We start from the raw sequence: 16,653 nt of genomic DNA, 5'->3' as shown, positions 1-16,653 counted from the left end.
CCGACCCATGGACAACCTTCTCTCGATCGTCACCTTCCTGCCGCTCGTGGCAGCGGTCATCATGGCGGTGTTCCTGCGCGGCGATGACGAAGCGGCGCAGCTCAACGCCAAGCGCCTCGCCTTCGCGGCGACGGCGGCGACCTTCCTCGTCTCGCTCTTCATCCTGGTGCAGTTCGACCCGAGCGACACCGGCTTCCAGCTCGTCGAGGAGACCGAATGGCTCTTCGGGCTGCAGTACAAGGTGGGCGTGGACGGGATCAGCGTTCTCTTCGTACTGCTGACCACGTTCCTAATGCCGATCACGGTCGCGTCGTGCTGGGGCGTCACGCACCGCGTGAAGGAATACATGATCGCGCTTCTCGTGCTCGAGACGCTGATGATCGGTGTCTTCGTGGCGCTCGACCTCGTGCTGTTCTACCTCTTCTTCGAGGCGGGCCTCATTCCGATGTTCCTCATCATCGGGATCTGGGGCGGCAAGAACCGGATCTACGCCGCGTTCAAGTTCTTCCTCTACACCTTCCTCGGCTCGGTGCTGATGCTGGTCGCGATGATCGCGATGTATGTCGAGGCGGGGACGACGGACATCCCGGCGCTTCTCGGCCACCAGTTCCCGACGGGCACGGTCTCGATCCTGGGTTGGCACATCGTGGGCGGGATGCAGACGCTTCTCTGGCTGGCCTTCTTCGCCTCCTTCGCGGTGAAGATGCCGATGTGGCCGGTCCACACCTGGCTGCCCGACGCCCACGTGCAGGCGCCGACAGCGGGCTCGGTGGTGCTGGCGGCGATCCTCCTGAAGATGGGCGGCTACGGCTTCCTGCGCTTTTCGCTGCCGATGTTCCCGGTCGCCTCGGACCTGATGGCGCCGCTGGTCCTGTGGCTGAGCGTGATCGCCATCGTCTACACCTCGCTGGTCGCGATGGTGCAGGAGGACATGAAGAAGCTCATCGCCTATTCGTCGGTCGCGCACATGGGTTTCGTCACCATGGGCATCTTCGCCGCGAACCAGCAGGGCATCGACGGCGCGATCTTCCAGATGATCTCCCACGGGTTCGTCTCGGGCGCACTCTTCCTCTGCGTCGGCGTGATCTACGACCGGATGCACACCCGCGACATCGACGCCTATGGCGGCCTCGTGGTGCGGATGCCGGCCTATGCGCTGGTCTTCATGCTCTTCACGATGGCGAACGTGGGCCTTCCCGGCACCTCGGGCTTCGTCGGCGAGTTCCTGACGCTGATGGGGGTCTTCCAGGTCAACACCTGGGTCGGCGTCTTCGCGGCGACCGGTGTGATCCTGAGCGCCTGCTACGCGCTCTGGCTCTACCGCCGTGTCGTCTTCGGCGACCTCATCAAGGAAAGCCTGAAGTCCATCACCGACATGGACCGGCGCGAGCGGGCGATCTTCGCGCCCCTCGTCGTCATGACCCTGCTTCTCGGCGTCTATCCGAGCCTGATCACCGACGTGATCGGACCTTCGGTCGAGGCGCTCATCACGCAATACGACCTGGCGCTCGCGGCCCACGTGCCCGACAGCCTCGTCGCCGCGAACCATTGAGGTGATCGCCATGCTCGGTCCCGATCTCGCCGTCATCCTCCCCGAAATCGTCCTGTCGCTGTTCGCGATGGGGGCGCTTCTGGGGGCGGTCTACACCTCCAAGGACGGTCTTGCGCCCGCCCTGACCTGGGGCACCGCGCTCCTCTTCGCGATCATGGGCGTCTACATCGCCATCACGGGCAACGGCGAGCGTGTGGCCTTCGAAGGGATGTTCGTCGACGACGCCTTCGCCCGCTTCGCCAAGGTGACGGTCCTGCTCTCCGCCGCCGCCGTCCTGCTGATCGGGCAGGACTACATGACGCGCAACAACCTGCTGCGGTTCGAGTATCCGGTCCTCGTGACCCTCGCCGTGGTGGGCATGATGGTGATGGTCTCGGCCGGCGACCTCATCGCGCTCTACATGGGACTGGAGCTTCAGTCGCTCGCCCTCTACGTGATCGCCTCGCTCCGCCGCGACAGCGTGCGCTCGACCGAGGCGGGCCTGAAATACTTCATCCTCGGCGCGCTCTCCTCCGGCCTTCTGCTGTTCGGCGCCTCGCTCGTCTACGGCTTCGCCGGCACGACGGAGTTCGCGGGAATCATCGGCACGGCGAAGGAAGGCGAGATGACGCTCGGCCTTCTCTTCGGTCTCGTCTTCGTCATGGCGGGCCTTGCCTTCAAGGTCTCGGCCGCGCCCTTCCACATGTGGACCCCAGATGTCTACGAGGGTTCGCCGACCGCCATTACGGCGCTCTTCGCGACGGCGCCCAAGGTCGCGGCGATGGCGCTCTTCGCGCGTGTCGTGCACGACGCTTTCGGCGGCGCGATCGGTGACTGGCAGCAGATCGTGGCGCTGCTCGCGGTCCTGTCGATGTTCGTCGGCGCCATCGCCGCGATCGGCCAGACCGACATCAAGCGCCTGATGGCCTATTCCTCGATCAGCCACATGGGCTTCGCGCTCATGGGTCTCGCCGCCGGCACGGCCGAGGGGGTCGAGGCCATGCTGATCTACATGGCGATCTACGTGACGATGAACGTCGGCACCTTCGCCTTCATCCTGTCGATGGAGAAGGACGGCCGCCACGTCACGCGCATCTCGGCGCTGTCGAGCTTCGCCAGCCGCGACGGCACCAAGGCGCTGGCACTTCTCGTCCTGATGTTCAGCCTCGCGGGCGTGCCGCCGCTGGTCGGCTTCTTCGGCAAGTACGCGGTCTTGCTGGCTGCGGTCGACGCGGGCCTCGTTTGGCTGGCCGTGGCGGGCGTCATCGCCTCGGTAATCGGCGCCTTCTACTACCTGCGCATCGTCTACCTGATGTATTTCGGGGAACCGCAGGAGGGTCTCGACGGCACGATGCCGTTCCTGCCCTACGCGGGTCTCATGGCATCGGCGGCGCTGATGCTTCTGGGGGTCATCAACCTTTTCGGGATCGAGTCCCCGGCGGCCGCCGCCGCCGAAATGCTGCTGCGCTGACATGCCGGGAGCCGTGGCGGACTGGCCCGAGGGCGTCGGCCGCCGCGTCCTGACCGAAACCGACAGCACGATGGCCGAGGCCGCGCGCCGGGCCGCCGAGACGGCCGGCCCGGAATGGACGCTCGCGCTCCGCCAGACGGCGGCGCGGGGGCGACGGGGGCGGACCTGGTCCATGCCCGAGGGGAATTTCGCCGCCTCGCTGCTCATGCGCCCCAAGGGCACAGCGGCCGAGGCCGCGCTCCGCTCCTTCGTGGCATCGCTCGCCCTGAGCGACGCGCTTCTGGACGCCGGGGCGGCGGAGGACGACATCGCGCTCAAGTGGCCGAACGACGTCCTTTTCCGGGGCGGCAAGATAGCCGGTATCCTGCTGGAAAGCGCCGGCGACGGGCGGGGCGGGGTCGCGCAGCTTGTCGTCGGCATCGGCGTGAACCTCGCCGCGGCGCCCGAGGTCTCGGCGCTCGAACCCGGTGCGGTCACCCCGGTCAGCTTCCGTGGGGAAACCGGCATCGCCATCGCGCCCGAAGCGTTCCTCGGCCTCCTCGCGCCCGCCTTCGCGCGTCACGAGGCGCACCTGGCGACCTACGGCTTCGCCCCGATCCGCACCGCCTGGCTCTCCCATGCCGCGCGGCTGGGCGAGACGATCATCGCGCGGCTTCCGGGCGAGGAGATCACCGGCACCTTCACCGACGTGGATGCCGCGGGAAACCTCGTCATGGCGACGCCGGAGGGGCGCAGGACCATCGCCGCGGCCGAGATTTTCTTCTAAGGTCCCGGTACTTCACCCAAGGGCGCAGGAGGGATGGCCCATGCTGCTTTGCATCGATTGCGGCAATACCAACACGGTCTTCAGCGTCTGGGACGGAGAGCGCTTCGTCTGCACGCTGCGCACCGCGACCGAACACCAGCGGACGGCGGACCAGTATTTCGTCTGGTTCTCTACCCTGATGGCGCACCACAAGCTGCCGGTCGAGATCACCGAGTGCATCCTCTCCTCGACGGTGCCGCGCGTGGTCTTCAACCTGCGCGTCCTGTGCGACCGGTACTTCAACTGCCGCCCGCTCGTCGTGGGCAAGCCGGAATGCCTGCTGCCCGCGATACCGCGCGTCGACGAGGGAACTCAGGTCGGCCCCGACCGTCTCGTGAATACGGCGGGTGCCTACGACCGGCACGGCGGCGACCTGATCGTGGTGGATTTCGGGACCGCCACGACGTTCGACGTGGTGGCCCATGACGGCGCCTACGTGGGCGGTGTCATCGCGCCCGGCGTCAACCTCAGCCTCGAGGCGCTGCACCACGCCGCCGCCGCGCTGCCGCATGTGGACGTGACCAAGCCCCAGCAGGTGATCGGAACCAACACGGTCGCTTGCATGCAGTCGGGCGTCTTCTGGGGCTACGTGGGTCTCGTGGGCGGCATCTGCGACCGCATCCGGGGCGAATACGACCGCCCCATGCGCATCATCGGGACGGGGGGGCTTGCATCGCTCTTCTCACAGGGCGATGTGCTGTTCGACGGGATCGAGGACGATCTGACCATGCATGGCCTGACGGTCATCCATCGATACAACAAGGACCAAGGCAGCATATGAATGACCGGAACCGGCTGATCTACCTCCCCCTCGGCGGCGCGGGGGAGATCGGGATGAATTGCTACGTCTACGGCTATGGCACCCAGGGGGCCGAGCGGCTGATCGTCGTGGACACGGGCGTGGCGTTCCCCGACATGGACGGACAGCCGGGCGTGGACCTGATCCTTCCCGACATCGACTGGCTGGCCGACCGCGCCGACCGGATCGAGGCGATCTTCATCACCCATGCCCACGAGGACCATGTCGGCGCGCTCGGCCATCTCTGGCCGCGGTTGAAGGCGCCGGTCTATTGCCGGCGCTTCACCGCCATCCACGCCATGCGCAAGCTGGAGGAAACCGGGCAGGACCCCGCCGAGGTCCGGGTAGTGGAGCCTTACCCGGCGGTCGTCGAGGCCGGTCCCTTCCGTGTGCAGTTCGCGCCCGTGAGCCATTCGATCCCCGAAAGCTCGGCTTTGGTGATCGACACGCCCGAGGGCCGCGTGGTCCATTCCGGCGACTTCAAGATCGACCATGAACCGGTCGTGGGCGAGCCCTTCGACGAGGAACTGTTCCGCGACATCGCCAATGGCGGCGTGCGCGCGGTGATCTGCGATTCCACCAACATCTTCTCGCGCCATGAAGGGCGGTCGGAAAGCCAGCTTCCCGACCCGATCGGAAAGCTGATCGCGGGCGCGAAGGGCATGGTCGTGGCGACCACCTTCGCCTCGAACGTCGCGCGGCTTAAGACGCTCGCGGATGCGGGTGTGGCCAACGGCCGCTCGATCTGCCTGCTCGGCCGCGCGATGAAGCGAATGGTGACCGCGGCGGTGGAGGCGGGTGTCCTCACCGATTTCCCCCGTACCCTCAGCCCCGAGGAGGCGACGGAAATCCCGCGCGAGAACCTCATGCTCATCGTCACGGGCAGCCAGGGCGAACGCCGCGCGGCCTCGGCCGCACTGTCGCGTGGCAGCTACCTCGGCCACGAACTGAAGGAGGGGGACCTGTTCCTCTTCTCCTCCAAGACGATCCCCGGCAACGAGGTCGGCGTGGCACGCATCCAGAACGCGCTGGCCGAGAAGGGCGTGCTGATCGTCGACGATACCGCCGGTTTCTATCACGTCTCGGGCCACGCGAACCGTCCGGACCTCGAGGCGCTCCATGATCTCCTTCGTCCGCAGATCGTGGTGCCGAACCACGGCGAATACCGGCACCTGGCGGAACATGTGCGCCTGGCCCTGTCGAAGGGGATGACGGGAATCGTCGCCGCCAACGGCTCCATGGTGGAGTTGTCGGGCAACGCGCCGCAGGTCGTGGAGCATATCGAGGTGGGCAAGACCTACCTAGACGGCTCCGCCCTGATCGGGGCGTTCGACGGTGTCATCCGCGACCGGATGAAGCTTGCGCTGAACGGGATCGTGGTCGTCGCCCTAATCGTCGACGAGGAGGACGAGATCCTCGAGGATGCCTGGGTCGCGTTGCGCGGCTTGCCCGAGGTCGGGGCGACCGGCGGGGACCTCGCACAGATGATCGAGGAGGAACTGGCTCAGACGCTTCCGCGGCTGCCGGCGAAGACCATCGACGACGACGACAAGCTGGAGGATGCGGTCCGGCGTGTCGTGCGCGAGACCTGCATGTCGGAGATCGGCAAGAAACCCGAGGTCACCGTCCTCATCAGCCGCCTGATGGCGGAGTGAGCGCGGCGCCGCCTTTCATCTTCCCGTAACGCACCTGTGGTGGGGTAGGGCGAGCGTCCTGCCCCTGACGAGGTGCCGACTTGTCGATCCTTCTGCCCGATGCGCCCCTTCCTCCGGGGGAAGAACCGGCCTGCCGACTACAGCTCGACCTGCCGGCCGAGCTTCGCGTGGCCGGGGACGCACACCCTTGCCGGGTCACGTCGCTTTCGGCATCCGGGGTGGAGATGGTGCTGTCCAACGGGCCGGCGCCGTCGGCGGCCCCGCACGCGGTGATCCATATCCCCGCGCTTGGGCTCTACCGCGCACGGCGGGCCTGGAGCGACGGCGCGCGCGCCGCCTATCTCTTCGAGTTGACCGAGTTCAGCAGGCGCGCCCTCGACGCGTTGATCCGAGACCGGTTCCCGACCTGACGCGACGGCTCAGGCCGCGTCCTCGGCATTCCCATCCGGGCCTTCCGACCCCTCGGCAGGCGTCTCGACGGGCTTCTTCGCCCGGCTGCGGCGCTTCTTGGGCGCGGGTTTCGGCGCTTCGGCCTCGGCTTCCGCTTCTGCCGCGGGTTCGGCGGGTGCCTCGGTTGCAGCCGCTGCCTCGGGGGCGGCGACTGCCTGCGGTGTGGCTTCGGTGGCCTCTTGCTCGACGGCTTCCGCGTCCGACTCCTCGGCGGTGTCGTCGTCGCTCCGCGCAGGACCGCCGCGCCGTTCGTCGAAACTCATCGCGATGAAGCCCGGAAGATGATCTCCCATGCCGACGATCCGGTTGCGGTCGCCGTTGCCATACCGTCCGCGGCCGCCGCGGTCCCGACGCGGGCGCCGGTCGTTTTCGGCCTCGACCTCGGTTGCCGGCAGCTCTTTCGCCGCTTTGGTCTCTGTCACCTCTGATGCCTGGACCGGTTCGGCCGGCGCCTCGGCGCGGGCCTCGGTTCGGGCCTCGCGCTCGGGCCGACCGCTGCGGCGGCGGCGTTTCGTCGGCGCCTCATCGCGATCCTCGGTCTCCTCGGAACGGCGGTCGCGGCGCTGCGCGCCTCCCGGCGTCCAGGGCGCCTCGACGCGCGGGATCGTCGTTTCGATCAGGCTTTCGATGGCGCTGAGATACTTGCCGTCCGCCGGCACGGCGAGCGAGATCGCCACGCCCTTGCGGCCCGCGCGGCCGGTTCGCCCGATACGGTGGACGTAATCCTCCGCATGGCTCGGCACGTCGTAGTTCAGGACATGGCTCACGTTCGGGATGTCGAGACCCCGCGCGGCCACGTCGGAGGCAACGAGGAACCGTATCGATCCGTCGCGGAACCCGTCCAGCGTGCGCGTCCGGTGGCTCTGGTCGAGGTCGCCATGAATCGCCTCGGCGTTGAAGCCATGCTTCTTGAGGGACTTCGCGACGATATCCACGTCCACCTTGCGGTTGCAGAAGATGATCGCGTTGGTGCAGGCCGGACCCTCGGCGTTGATCGTGGCGCGCAGCATCTCGCGCTTGTCCGAGGCCGCGGTGTCGCGGCGGGTCGGCGTGAACTCGATCAGCCGCTGCTCGATCGTGGCCGAGGCGCTGGCCTGACGCGCGACCTCGATCCGGGCCGGGTTCGAAAGGAAGGTGTTCGTGATCCGCTCGATCTCGGGGGCCATCGTGGCCGAGAAGAACAGGGTCTGGCGGGTGAAGGGCACCAGGCCGAAGATCCGCTCGATATCCGGGATGAAGCCCATGTCGAGCATCCGGTCGGCCTCGTCCACGACCATGACCTTCACGTCGGTCAGGATTAGCTTGCCGCGCTCGAAATGATCCAGCAGGCGGCCGGGCGTCGCGATCAGGACGTCCACGCCCTTGTCGATCAGCTGGTCCTGCTCCTTGAAGCTGACGCCGCCGATCAGCAGCGCCTTCGTCAGCTTCACGTATTTCGCGTACGTGTCGAAGTTCTCGGCCACCTGGGCCGCAAGCTCGCGCGTGGGGCACAGCACGAGGCTTCGCGGCATTCGTGCGCGGGCGCGGCCGCGGGCCAGCGCCGTGATCATCGGCAGCGTGAAGCTCGCCGTCTTGCCGGTGCCGGTCTGCGCGATGCCGAGGACATCGCGTCCCTCCAGCGCCGGGGGAATGGCGCCCAGCTGGATCGGGGTGGGGGTTTCGTAGCCTGCTTCGGCCACGGCCTTGAGAACCTTGGGGTTAAGGTTGAGGTCGGAAAAGCTCGTCATGTGCGTCCATGCTGGCCCGAAGGAACATGCCTTCGCGGCGGGAGAAGATGGAGCGCAATGGTCCGGCGCGCTCCGCGTCGTGGTCTGCGCCTATCGCAGCCTTGCCGGGGCACATAACGCAAAAGGGGGAGTGGGTCAAATTCCAAGCGGCATCGCGTTTTCGCGGCCCGTGACGCCGGATGTGCCTGTGCCTTGTCAGCCCCCGAATGCGGAAGGGTGGAGCACGGGCGCATAGCCCGCCCTGAGGGCCGCGACGGCGGGCGCGGGCGTCAGGACCGTGGCCCGGCCTTCTCGACGCGGGAGCGGGACGCCGTAGCCGCCGGGCGAAAAGGGCAGCAGCGCGTCGCCGAGGACCAGGCAGGGACGGCCATCCTTAAGGACGAACGTGCCGTCGGGCAGGCCGGCAAGCGGCGCTTCGTGCCGCTTCTGCGCGCGGGTCCGCAGGACGCGTGCCCGGTGCAGCGCCTCGTCCATCCCGGGCGCCCGTGCGGCTTCGCCCGAGGCACGGGACCAGGCTTCGCGGAACCGCAGGAAAGCCTCCCGCCGGCACTCGGCGCATGGGCGGTGCCCGGCGGCGAGCGCCACGGCCTCGTCGAGGAAGAACAGCGCCGTCCACCCCCGCGCCGGCATCGGCCCGTGATAAGTCCCGCGCGGATGGGTCAGGGTGCAGACGATCCAGTGCTTGTGCGCCCAGCGGCTTGTCCCAAACGTGCCGTCAGGGCGGTGCAGGATGCCGCGGTTGCCCGTGAAGAGCCCGCGCGCGGGGTCCGCGACGATCTCGCCCGTGGGCAGGACCCGGTTCTGGAGGCGTGGGCGCCGCATCCCGATCCCGCGATCACGTGGTCCAGACGGCCATCGCGATCCCACCGGGCGCGGTGAACTCGAACCTGCGTCCACCGGGAAAGCTGAAGATGTCGCGCGTGATCTCGGCGCCCGCGGCGCGCACACGCTCCAGAGCGGCCTCCAGATCCTCGGTGCGCAGGACGATGAGCGGCGCCCGCGCCTCGCCGCGTTCCAACCCTCCGCCCGTGCCTGCGCCCCGGATGTCGCGGTAGTCCGGCCCGTATTCCACGAATTCCCAGCCGAAGGCGGCTGCAAAGAAGCCTTGGGTTTCCTCCAGCGACGGAGAGGTGAATTCAACGTAGTCGATCGGCATGCGGGACACGGTCATGGGGCACCTTTGTGTTCACTAAATGTTCACGCTCGGCCATCCCTCCGACCATGTCAACGCATGGCTCAGACCATCAGTTCCTTCGTCGCCGACAGGGTCACGTCCGGATAGTCCCGCACCACGCGGTCGATGTCCCACTGCATCCGCGTGAGGTAGACCGGGTCGCCATCGTTGTCGGCGGCCATGTGCTGCTTGTTGGCGGCGACGAAGGCCTCGACCTTGTCCTTCGGGCCCGAGACCCAGCGCGCCGAGGTGAACTGCGACGGCTCGAAGCGGACAGGCAGGCCGTATTCGATCTCGATCCGGCTCGCCAGAACCTCGAACTGAAGCGCGCCCACGACGCCGACGATGAAGCCCGAGCCGATCATCGGCTTGAAGACCTTGGCCGCGCCTTCCTCGGCGAACTGCATCAGCGCCTTGTCGAGGTGCTTGGCCTTCATCGGGTCACCCGCGCGGCAGCTTTGCAGAAGCTCGGGCGCGAAGGAGGGGATGCCGGTGAACCGCAGGGCCTCGCCCTCGGTCAGCGCGTCGCCGATGCGCAGCTGCCCGTGGTTCGGAATGCCGATGATGTCGCCGGCCCAGGCCTCCTCGGCCAGTTCGCGGTCCGAGGCGAGGAAGAGCACCGGGTTCGTGATCGCCATGGGCTTCTTCGAGCGCACATGCGTCAGCTTCATGCCGCGCTGGAAATGGCCAGAGGCCAGCCGCACGAAGGCCACGCGGTCGCGGTGCTTGGGGTCCATGTTGGCCTGCACCTTGAACACGAAGCCGGAGACCTTGGTTTCCTCCGGCGCCACCTCGCGCGGCTCGGCGTTCTGGACCTGCGGCTCCGGCCCGTATTCGGCGATGCCGTCCATCAGCTCCTTCACCCCGAAGGAGTTGATGGCCGAGCCGAACCAGATCGGCGTCAGCGTGCCCTGCAGGAAAGCCGTGCGGTCCATCGGCGGCAGCAGCTCGCGCGCCATCTCGACCTCCTCGCGGAGCTTGTCCAGAAGTTGCGCGGGAATGTGCTCGGCAAGTTTCGGGTCGTCGAGGCCCTGCATCTTGACCGACTCGGCCACCTTGTTCCGGTCGGCGCGGTCCATCAGTTCCAGCCGGTCGTGGATCAGGTCGTAGCAGCCGAGAAACTCGCGGCCCATCCCGATCGGCCAGCTCGCCGGCGTCACGTCGATGGCGAGGTTTTCCTGGATCTCGTCGATGATCTCGAAAGTGTCCCGGCTCTCGCGGTCCATCTTGTTGCAGAAGGTCAGGATCGGCAGGTCGCGCAGGCGGCAGACCTCGAACAGCTTCTGCGTCTGGCTTTCCACGCCCTTGGCGCCGTCGATCACCATGATGGCGGCATCGACGGCCGTCAGCGTGCGATAGGTGTCCTCGGAGAAATCGCTGTGGCCGGGCGTGTCCACGAGGTTGAAGCGAAAGGCGCGCTCGGGCGTGGCGAAATCGAAGGACATGGCCGAGGCAGAAACCGAGATGCCGCGGTCCTGTTCCATCTTCATGAAGTCCGAGCGCGTGCGCCGCGCCTCGCCCTTGGCGCGCACCTGTCCCGCCATCTGGATCGCGCCGCCGTAGAGAAGGAACTTCTCGGTCAGCGTCGTCTTGCCAGCGTCCGGGTGCGAGATGATCGCGAAGGTCCGGCGTCGCGCGATCTCGGACGGGAGGGCAGGGCGGTTTGTGTGGAGCGTGTCGGGCATGGCCGCGGATATAGAGACCCCGCGCCCGGCCGACAATCGCCGTTTCGCCGGTCTCCACGCGCAGTGCCCCGGGATGCGGCGGCCGGGCTTCGGTCATCCGGTGCCCGGCTGCAATGGCCGCGAGGAGGCGCCAGCCATCTTGCCGCGCGACGCGCGCCCATCAATCAGGCCTCGTCGGGCCCCGGCGGCGGAAGGGTCTCACGCGTCTCGCCCCGGCTCGCCCGTCCAAGTCGTTCGGCCGCATCCTCGCCGGGCCCGAGGGTTGCCTCGTCGATCTCGATGTCCGCCGCGTCGCGCTGCTCGGCGCGCAGATCGCCGAGGTCGAGATCGGCCGGCAGAAGTGCCTGGGACGGCCCGGTGACCAGCATGCTCTCCACCGCGATGCCCTCGGCGAAGATGATCTCGTGCCCGTCGAAGACCAGTTGGTAGCTGTCCATGTGTCCGCCTTCCTCGCGAAGAACGGTCGTTCCGTTCACGAGGAGGCCTGCCCGCACCAGAAGCTCGGCGCGCCCCGCGCCGACCGCGTCATGGCGCTGCCAGATGAAAAGCCGGTGCTGCGGGCTCAGGCGCAGGTCGCGCGCGGTGTTGAGCGTGCCGGCCGTGATCCGCACCGGAGCCGCGGCACCCGTCGCCCGCCGCGTCTGCTGACCGATCCAGCGGATCCTGCGGGGACCGTGCAGCCGCGTGAGTAGCCGGTCGCCGACCCTCAGGTCCTCGACCAGAACCTGCCGTCCGTCATCCATCGTCAGGTGGGTTCCGGCAAGGAAACTCGCCGAGGCTATGTCCGCGAAGCGACCCGGCGCGCTCCCGGTCTCGCAGTCCAGCAACTCGTACTCCGTATCCGGCCGAAGCGCGGCAAGCGGCAGCAGCAGCCGCTCCGCCTCCTCCTCCTCCTCCGGCCGCCCCAGATCAACGAGGAGGATCTCGACGGCCCGCCCGTCCCGGCCCATGAACATGGCGCATGCTGCAATCGCGATCGGGGCACCCGGTCGGCCGATCTCCGAGCTGTCGGCGACGCAGGCCCCGGACGGGATGCCGGGACCGCCATCCGCGATCGCCAGCCGGCTCATGACGGCACTGCGCGGGAGGCGGTAGGTGTCGCCGGGCACCGCGGCCTCTCCGATGCCGATGGGATCGCCCTGGTTTGCGCCCGAGACCGCGCGGAACGCCGTCGCCGGATAGGCGTCGAAGCGGAACAGGGCGGTGTGGCGCGTCATGGGCATGGCCCCCCGGTGGCTTCTGACGGCCTAGGCCGCGGCGGGCATTCCGGTCAAGGCTGGCCGTGCCCGCGGAGGGCTGCTATCGGGGGGCCAAACCGACAAAGGGGAGTTAGCTTGCCATGGATCTGGGTATCAGGGGACGGCGCGCGCTGGTTTGCGCCTCATCGAAGGGACTGGGGCGCGGCTGCGCCGAGGCGCTGGCGGCCGAGGGTGTCGACCTCGTCCTGAACGCGCGCGGCGCCGAGGCGCTCGAGGCGACGGCCGAGGCGATCCGCGCGGCCCACGGCGTCGAGGTGACGGCGGTCGCCTGCGACATCACCACCGAGGAAGGCCGCGCCAAGGTCCTCGCCGCGGCGGGCGACATCGACATCCTCGTGACGAATGCAGGCGGCCCGCCGCCGGGCCTGTGGTCCGACTGGGACCGGGACGATTTCATCAAGGCGCTCGACGCCAACATGCTGACGCCGATCGCGCTGATGACCGCGCTTCTGCCCGGCATGATCGACCGGGGATGGGGCCGGGTCGTCAACATCACGTCGCAGTCCGTCAAGGCGCCGATCCCGGCCTTGGGCCTGTCGAACGCGGCGCGCACCGGGCTGACGGGGTTTGTCGCCGGCACCGCGCGGCAAGTCGCGGCCAAGGGCGTGAACATCAACAACCTCCTGCCCGGCTCGCATGACACCGACCGCGTCATCGCGCTGGAGACGGGCGTGGCGAAGGCGCAGAACGTGTCGATGGAAGAGGCGCGCAAGATCCGGCTGTCGGCCATCCCCACGGGTCGCTACGGCACCATCGAGGAATTCGGGGCGATGTGTGCGTTCCTCTGCTCGGAGCACGCGGGCTTCATCGTGGGGCAGAACGTCCTGCTCGACGGCGGCCAGACCAACGCCACGATCTGACGGGCGGCAACGGAATGTCCGAGGGCGGCTTCTCCCTCAAGGACCAGCTCTTCAACGCCGACACCCTCGGTCAGCTCGCCGCCGAATACGCGGCCGGGCTGCCGGGGTTCCCGGCAGAGGCTTTCCTCGACCGGGTGCTGAAGGGACTGGCGGAGCGGACGCTGCTCGACCGGATCGACTGGATCGCGGACTGCCTCGAGCCCCATCTCGCCCCGGATTTCCCCACCATGGCCGACCAGCTGGAGGCGGCGATGCCGCCTCCGCTCGACCCGACGCGGAGCGATAATGACTTCGGTCAGTTCATCCACGCGGTCCCGGGCGTGCTTGCCGTCCGCCACGGGATGAGCGTGGCGCATCTGCCGCGCGCGCTCGACCTCCTCGAGGCCGCCACAAGGCGGTTTTCCATGGAGTTCTACATCCGCCCCTTCCTCAATGCCTTTCCCGATCCGGTCATGTCCCGGCTTCATTGCTGGACGGGGCACGAGAACTACCACGTCCGCCGCCTCGTGAGCGAAGGCACCCGTCCCGCGTTGCCATGGGCGAAGCGGATCGAGGTCGATCCGATGGGCATGCTGCCGCTTCTCGATGCGCTGCACGCCGATCCCGCGCGCTATGTCACGCGCTCGGTCGCGAACCACCTGAACGACCTTGCGAAGATCGACGCGGGCCGCGTGGTCGAGATGCTGCGCGGCTGGCACGGGGAAGGGCGGCAGGCGCGGGCCGAGCTGGACTGGATGACGCGCCACGCGCTGCGCACCCTGGTAAAGCAGGGGCATCCCGACGCCATGGCGACGCTTGGCTACGACCCGCATGCGGAGGTCGAGGTGGCGAGTTTCGGGGTTGAACCGGTCGCCCCGCGGATCGGGAGTGCGGCCACCCTGTCGGCCACGCTCACGGCGCCGCGCGAGACGCCGGTCCTCGTCGACTACGTCGTCTGGTTCCGCCGCCCAGGTGGGCGCGAGAGCGCAAAGGTCCACAAGCTGAAGATCGCGACGCTCCGCGCGGGCCGTCCGCTGACATTGCAGAAGGTCCATCGGTTCAAGGGCGACGCCACGACCTATTCGCTGGTGCCCGGTCCCCACCGCGTCGCGTTGCAGGTGAATGGCGTGATCCGGGCCGAAACGGTGATCGACCTGCGGCCGGAGTGACTTCTTGCCACCATAGGGCGAGCCTGCTACCTGCCAAACCCGATTGAAACAATCGGTCATTGGCGCACCCATGCTCAACCCGCCACGCCTCGAGGTCGACCGCATCCGCTGCCAGTTCGATGGCCGCGACGTGGTGCGCGACGTCTCGTTCCGCGTGGGCGCGGGCGAGATCCTGTGCCTCCTCGGTCCGTCGGGCTGCGGCAAGTCCACCGTGCTCCGGACCATCGCCGGGATCGAGCGGCAGACGGCGGGCCGCATTCTCGCCGACGGCGCGGTCCTGTCCGACGACGTGGATCACCTGCCGCCCGAACGGCGCAGCGTCGGCCTCATCTTCCAGGACTTCGCGCTGTTTCCGCATCTCAGCGTGGGGCAGAACATCGCCTTCGGCCTGTCCGGCAGTCGCGCGGACGTGCAACGGCGCGTGACCGAGCTTCTCGACCGGGTGGACCTGCGTGGCTATGCCGACAAGGCGCCGCACATGCTGTCGGGCGGCGAGCAGCAGCGCGTGGCGCTCGCCCGCGCCATGGCACCGCGTCCGCGCATCATGCTGATGGACGAGCCCTTCTCGGGCCTCGACAACCGGCTGCGCGACGGCATCCGCGACGAGACGCTCCAGCTTCTGAAAGACGAGGGGACGGCGGTGGTGCTTGTCACCCACGAGCCCGAGGAGGCCATGCGGATGGCCGACCAGATCGCGCTGATGCGCGGTGGGCGGATCGTACAGGTCGGCGCGCCCTACAACGTTTACAACGCGCCCTGCGATCAGGCGGCGGCGGCGTTCTTCAGCGATATCAACGTGGTGACGGGCACGGTGCGCGGCGCGCTGACGACCACGGCCTTCGGCGAGTTCCTTGCGCCCGGACATGCCGACGAAAGCGTGGTCGATATCGTCTTTCGGCCGCAGCACGTGAAGATCGACTTCGACCGTGGCGGGCGGGGCCCGAACCCGACGCCGCAGGATGGCACGCCCGCGCGCGGCGTGGTGCAGCGCGCCCGTTTCATGGGACATGAAAGCCTCGTGGAATTCGTGATGGATTTCGACGGGCGCACGCTCAAGGCCACGGTGCCGAACGTCTTCCTGCCCAAGGCCGGCACCCCGCTCTGGCTGTCGGTGCGGCGCGACCGCTGTTTCGTTTTCCCGCATCGCGACTGAGGCCGGGACATGCGCCGAGCGGCGCGACGGCGGCCGGTTCCGGCACGGCCCACCGGTTCTGCCCTTGCGGGGACAGGGCCGGAGCCTGTAAACGGAAGACCGCCCCCATCTTTTCATTTGGGGCTTTGATCTCCCGGGACGAGACCATACCTATGGGAGACAGAATGCTGTCACAGGCGGTGTGCGGGACGCCGGAGGCGCGCGCGGCCGCGGAGGGAGACGAACATGCTCAACAACATCGGACCGGCAGGCCTCCTGCTGATCGCGGTCGTGGTTCTCGTGCTCTTCGGCCGGGGCAAGATCGCAAGCCTCATGGGCGAGGTCGGCAAGGGGATCACGGCCTTCAAGCGCGGCGTGAAGGACTCGACCGACGAGATCGAGAACGCGTCCAGCGCGGCGGACGGGGGCACGGCCCGCGACGTCACGCCGGAACGCGAGCGCGACAACGCCTGATCCCGCCCGGACCTGCCCGACCGTGCACCGGGTCGATTCACTGAGGGGCCACGGCGATGCCTGATATCGGCTGGATGGAATTGCTCCTGATCGGCATCGTCGCGCTGATCGTCGTGGGGCCCAAGGACCTGCCGATCATGTTCCGGCGGCTCGGTCAGTTCACGGGGCGCATCCGTGCGATGGCGCGCGACTTCCAGCGCGCCATGGACCAGGCCGCGGACGAAAGCGGCATGACCGAGCTCAACCGCGATCTCCGCAAGGCGGCAAGCTATACGCGGAACCCCGCGAAGGCCGGCAAGGACGCGCTGAAGGACGCCTTCGGCGATCTCGACATCGAGAAGTATCCCGAAGGCAGCCATACGCGCGAGGCTGCCGAAAAACGCAACGCCGCCGCCGCCACCGCGCGCGAGAAGGCCGAGGCGCTGAAGGCGGCGCGCAGCGAGGCCGCTGCGCCCGCGGCGGCGCCTGCCTCGCCCGCGGCCG

At 68.1% G+C, this 16,653-nt stretch carries 16 protein-coding genes; 11 read left to right on the top strand and 5 right to left on the bottom strand.

The window, feature by feature from the left end:
• Positions 1–7: 7 nt before the first annotated feature.
• The 6 genes from N8I71_RS17250 (at position 8) to N8I71_RS17225 (ending at position 6,671) form a co-directional block, all read left to right on the top strand.
• Positions 8–1,552 (top strand): NADH-quinone oxidoreductase subunit M, encoded by a 1,545-nt coding sequence (locus N8I71_RS17250; protein WP_262879264.1) that lies wholly within the window; start codon positions 8–10, stop codon positions 1,550–1,552.
• 10 nt (positions 1,553–1,562) lie between these two features.
• The gene (gene nuoN, locus N8I71_RS17245; RefSeq protein ID WP_262879263.1) at positions 1,563–3,002 is read left to right on the top strand and encodes an NADH-quinone oxidoreductase subunit NuoN; all 1,440 of its coding nucleotides are present in this window, start codon (positions 1,563–1,565) and stop codon (positions 3,000–3,002) included.
• A gap of 1 nt (position 3,003) precedes the next feature.
• Positions 3,004–3,768, top strand: a complete 765-nt coding sequence (locus N8I71_RS17240) for a biotin--[acetyl-CoA-carboxylase] ligase (RefSeq protein ID WP_262879262.1) — start codon at positions 3,004–3,006, stop codon at positions 3,766–3,768.
• Between the two features lie 40 nt (positions 3,769–3,808).
• A complete protein-coding gene (locus N8I71_RS17235; protein ID WP_262879261.1) occupies positions 3,809–4,588 on the top strand; it encodes a type III pantothenate kinase in 780 nt (259 codons plus the stop codon).
• The gene (locus N8I71_RS17230) at positions 4,585–6,261 is read left to right on the top strand and encodes a ribonuclease J (protein WP_262879260.1); all 1,677 of its coding nucleotides are present in this window, start codon (positions 4,585–4,587) and stop codon (positions 6,259–6,261) included. Before N8I71_RS17235 ends, N8I71_RS17230 begins: the two co-directional genes overlap by 4 nt.
• Positions 6,262–6,341: 80 nt before the next feature.
• Positions 6,342–6,671, top strand: coding sequence for a hypothetical protein (locus N8I71_RS17225; protein WP_262879259.1), 330 nt, complete (start codon positions 6,342–6,344; stop codon positions 6,669–6,671).
• A 9-nt stretch (positions 6,672–6,680) separates the two neighbouring features.
• On the opposite strand, the gene N8I71_RS17220 is transcribed toward N8I71_RS17225, so the two are convergent.
• The 5 genes from N8I71_RS17220 to N8I71_RS17200 form a co-directional block, all read right to left on the bottom strand.
• The gene (locus N8I71_RS17220; RefSeq protein ID WP_262879258.1) at positions 6,681–8,438 is read right to left on the bottom strand and encodes a DEAD/DEAH box helicase; all 1,758 of its coding nucleotides are present in this window, start codon (positions 8,436–8,438) and stop codon (positions 6,681–6,683) included.
• 195 nt (positions 8,439–8,633) lie between these two features.
• On the bottom strand, positions 8,634–9,260 hold the full coding sequence (locus N8I71_RS17215; RefSeq protein WP_262879257.1) for a hypothetical protein: 627 nt from the start codon (positions 9,258–9,260) through the stop codon (positions 8,634–8,636).
• Between the two features lie 13 nt (positions 9,261–9,273).
• Positions 9,274–9,609, bottom strand: coding sequence for a VOC family protein (locus tag N8I71_RS17210; protein WP_262879256.1), 336 nt, complete (start codon positions 9,607–9,609; stop codon positions 9,274–9,276).
• 65 nt (positions 9,610–9,674) lie between these two features.
• Entirely contained in the window at positions 9,675–11,297 is a 1,623-nt protein-coding gene (locus N8I71_RS17205) for a peptide chain release factor 3 (RefSeq protein ID WP_262879255.1), read from the bottom strand.
• Between the two features lie 164 nt (positions 11,298–11,461).
• Entirely contained in the window at positions 11,462–12,514 is a 1,053-nt protein-coding gene (locus N8I71_RS17200) for a Hint domain-containing protein (protein WP_262879254.1), read from the bottom strand.
• Between the two features lie 122 nt (positions 12,515–12,636).
• Between N8I71_RS17200 and N8I71_RS17195 the strand changes: the two genes are divergently transcribed.
• The 5 genes from N8I71_RS17195 to tatB form a co-directional block, all read left to right on the top strand.
• Positions 12,637–13,416, top strand: coding sequence for an SDR family oxidoreductase (locus N8I71_RS17195; RefSeq protein WP_262879253.1), 780 nt, complete (start codon positions 12,637–12,639; stop codon positions 13,414–13,416).
• Positions 13,417–13,430: 14 nt separating this feature from the next.
• Positions 13,431–14,564 (top strand): hypothetical protein, encoded by a 1,134-nt coding sequence (locus N8I71_RS17190; RefSeq protein ID WP_262879252.1) that lies wholly within the window; start codon positions 13,431–13,433, stop codon positions 14,562–14,564.
• A 70-nt stretch (positions 14,565–14,634) separates the two neighbouring features.
• A complete protein-coding gene (locus N8I71_RS17185) occupies positions 14,635–15,717 on the top strand; it encodes an ABC transporter ATP-binding protein (RefSeq protein WP_262879251.1) in 1,083 nt (360 codons plus the stop codon).
• 225 nt (positions 15,718–15,942) lie between these two features.
• The gene (locus N8I71_RS17180; protein WP_262879250.1) at positions 15,943–16,170 is read left to right on the top strand and encodes a twin-arginine translocase TatA/TatE family subunit; all 228 of its coding nucleotides are present in this window, start codon (positions 15,943–15,945) and stop codon (positions 16,168–16,170) included.
• Between the two features lie 56 nt (positions 16,171–16,226).
• A partial coding sequence (gene tatB, locus N8I71_RS17175; RefSeq protein ID WP_262879249.1) for a Sec-independent protein translocase protein TatB occupies positions 16,227–16,653 on the top strand: 427 nt, incomplete at its 3' end.

The sequence above is a fragment of the Roseicyclus sediminis genome (genome assembly GCF_025515305.1).
GTDB lineage: Bacteria > Pseudomonadota > Alphaproteobacteria > Rhodobacterales > Rhodobacteraceae > Roseibacterium > Roseibacterium sediminis.
The sequence above is the reverse complement of the archived record's forward strand: the minus strand, read 5'-3'. Positions and strand labels throughout refer to the sequence as shown.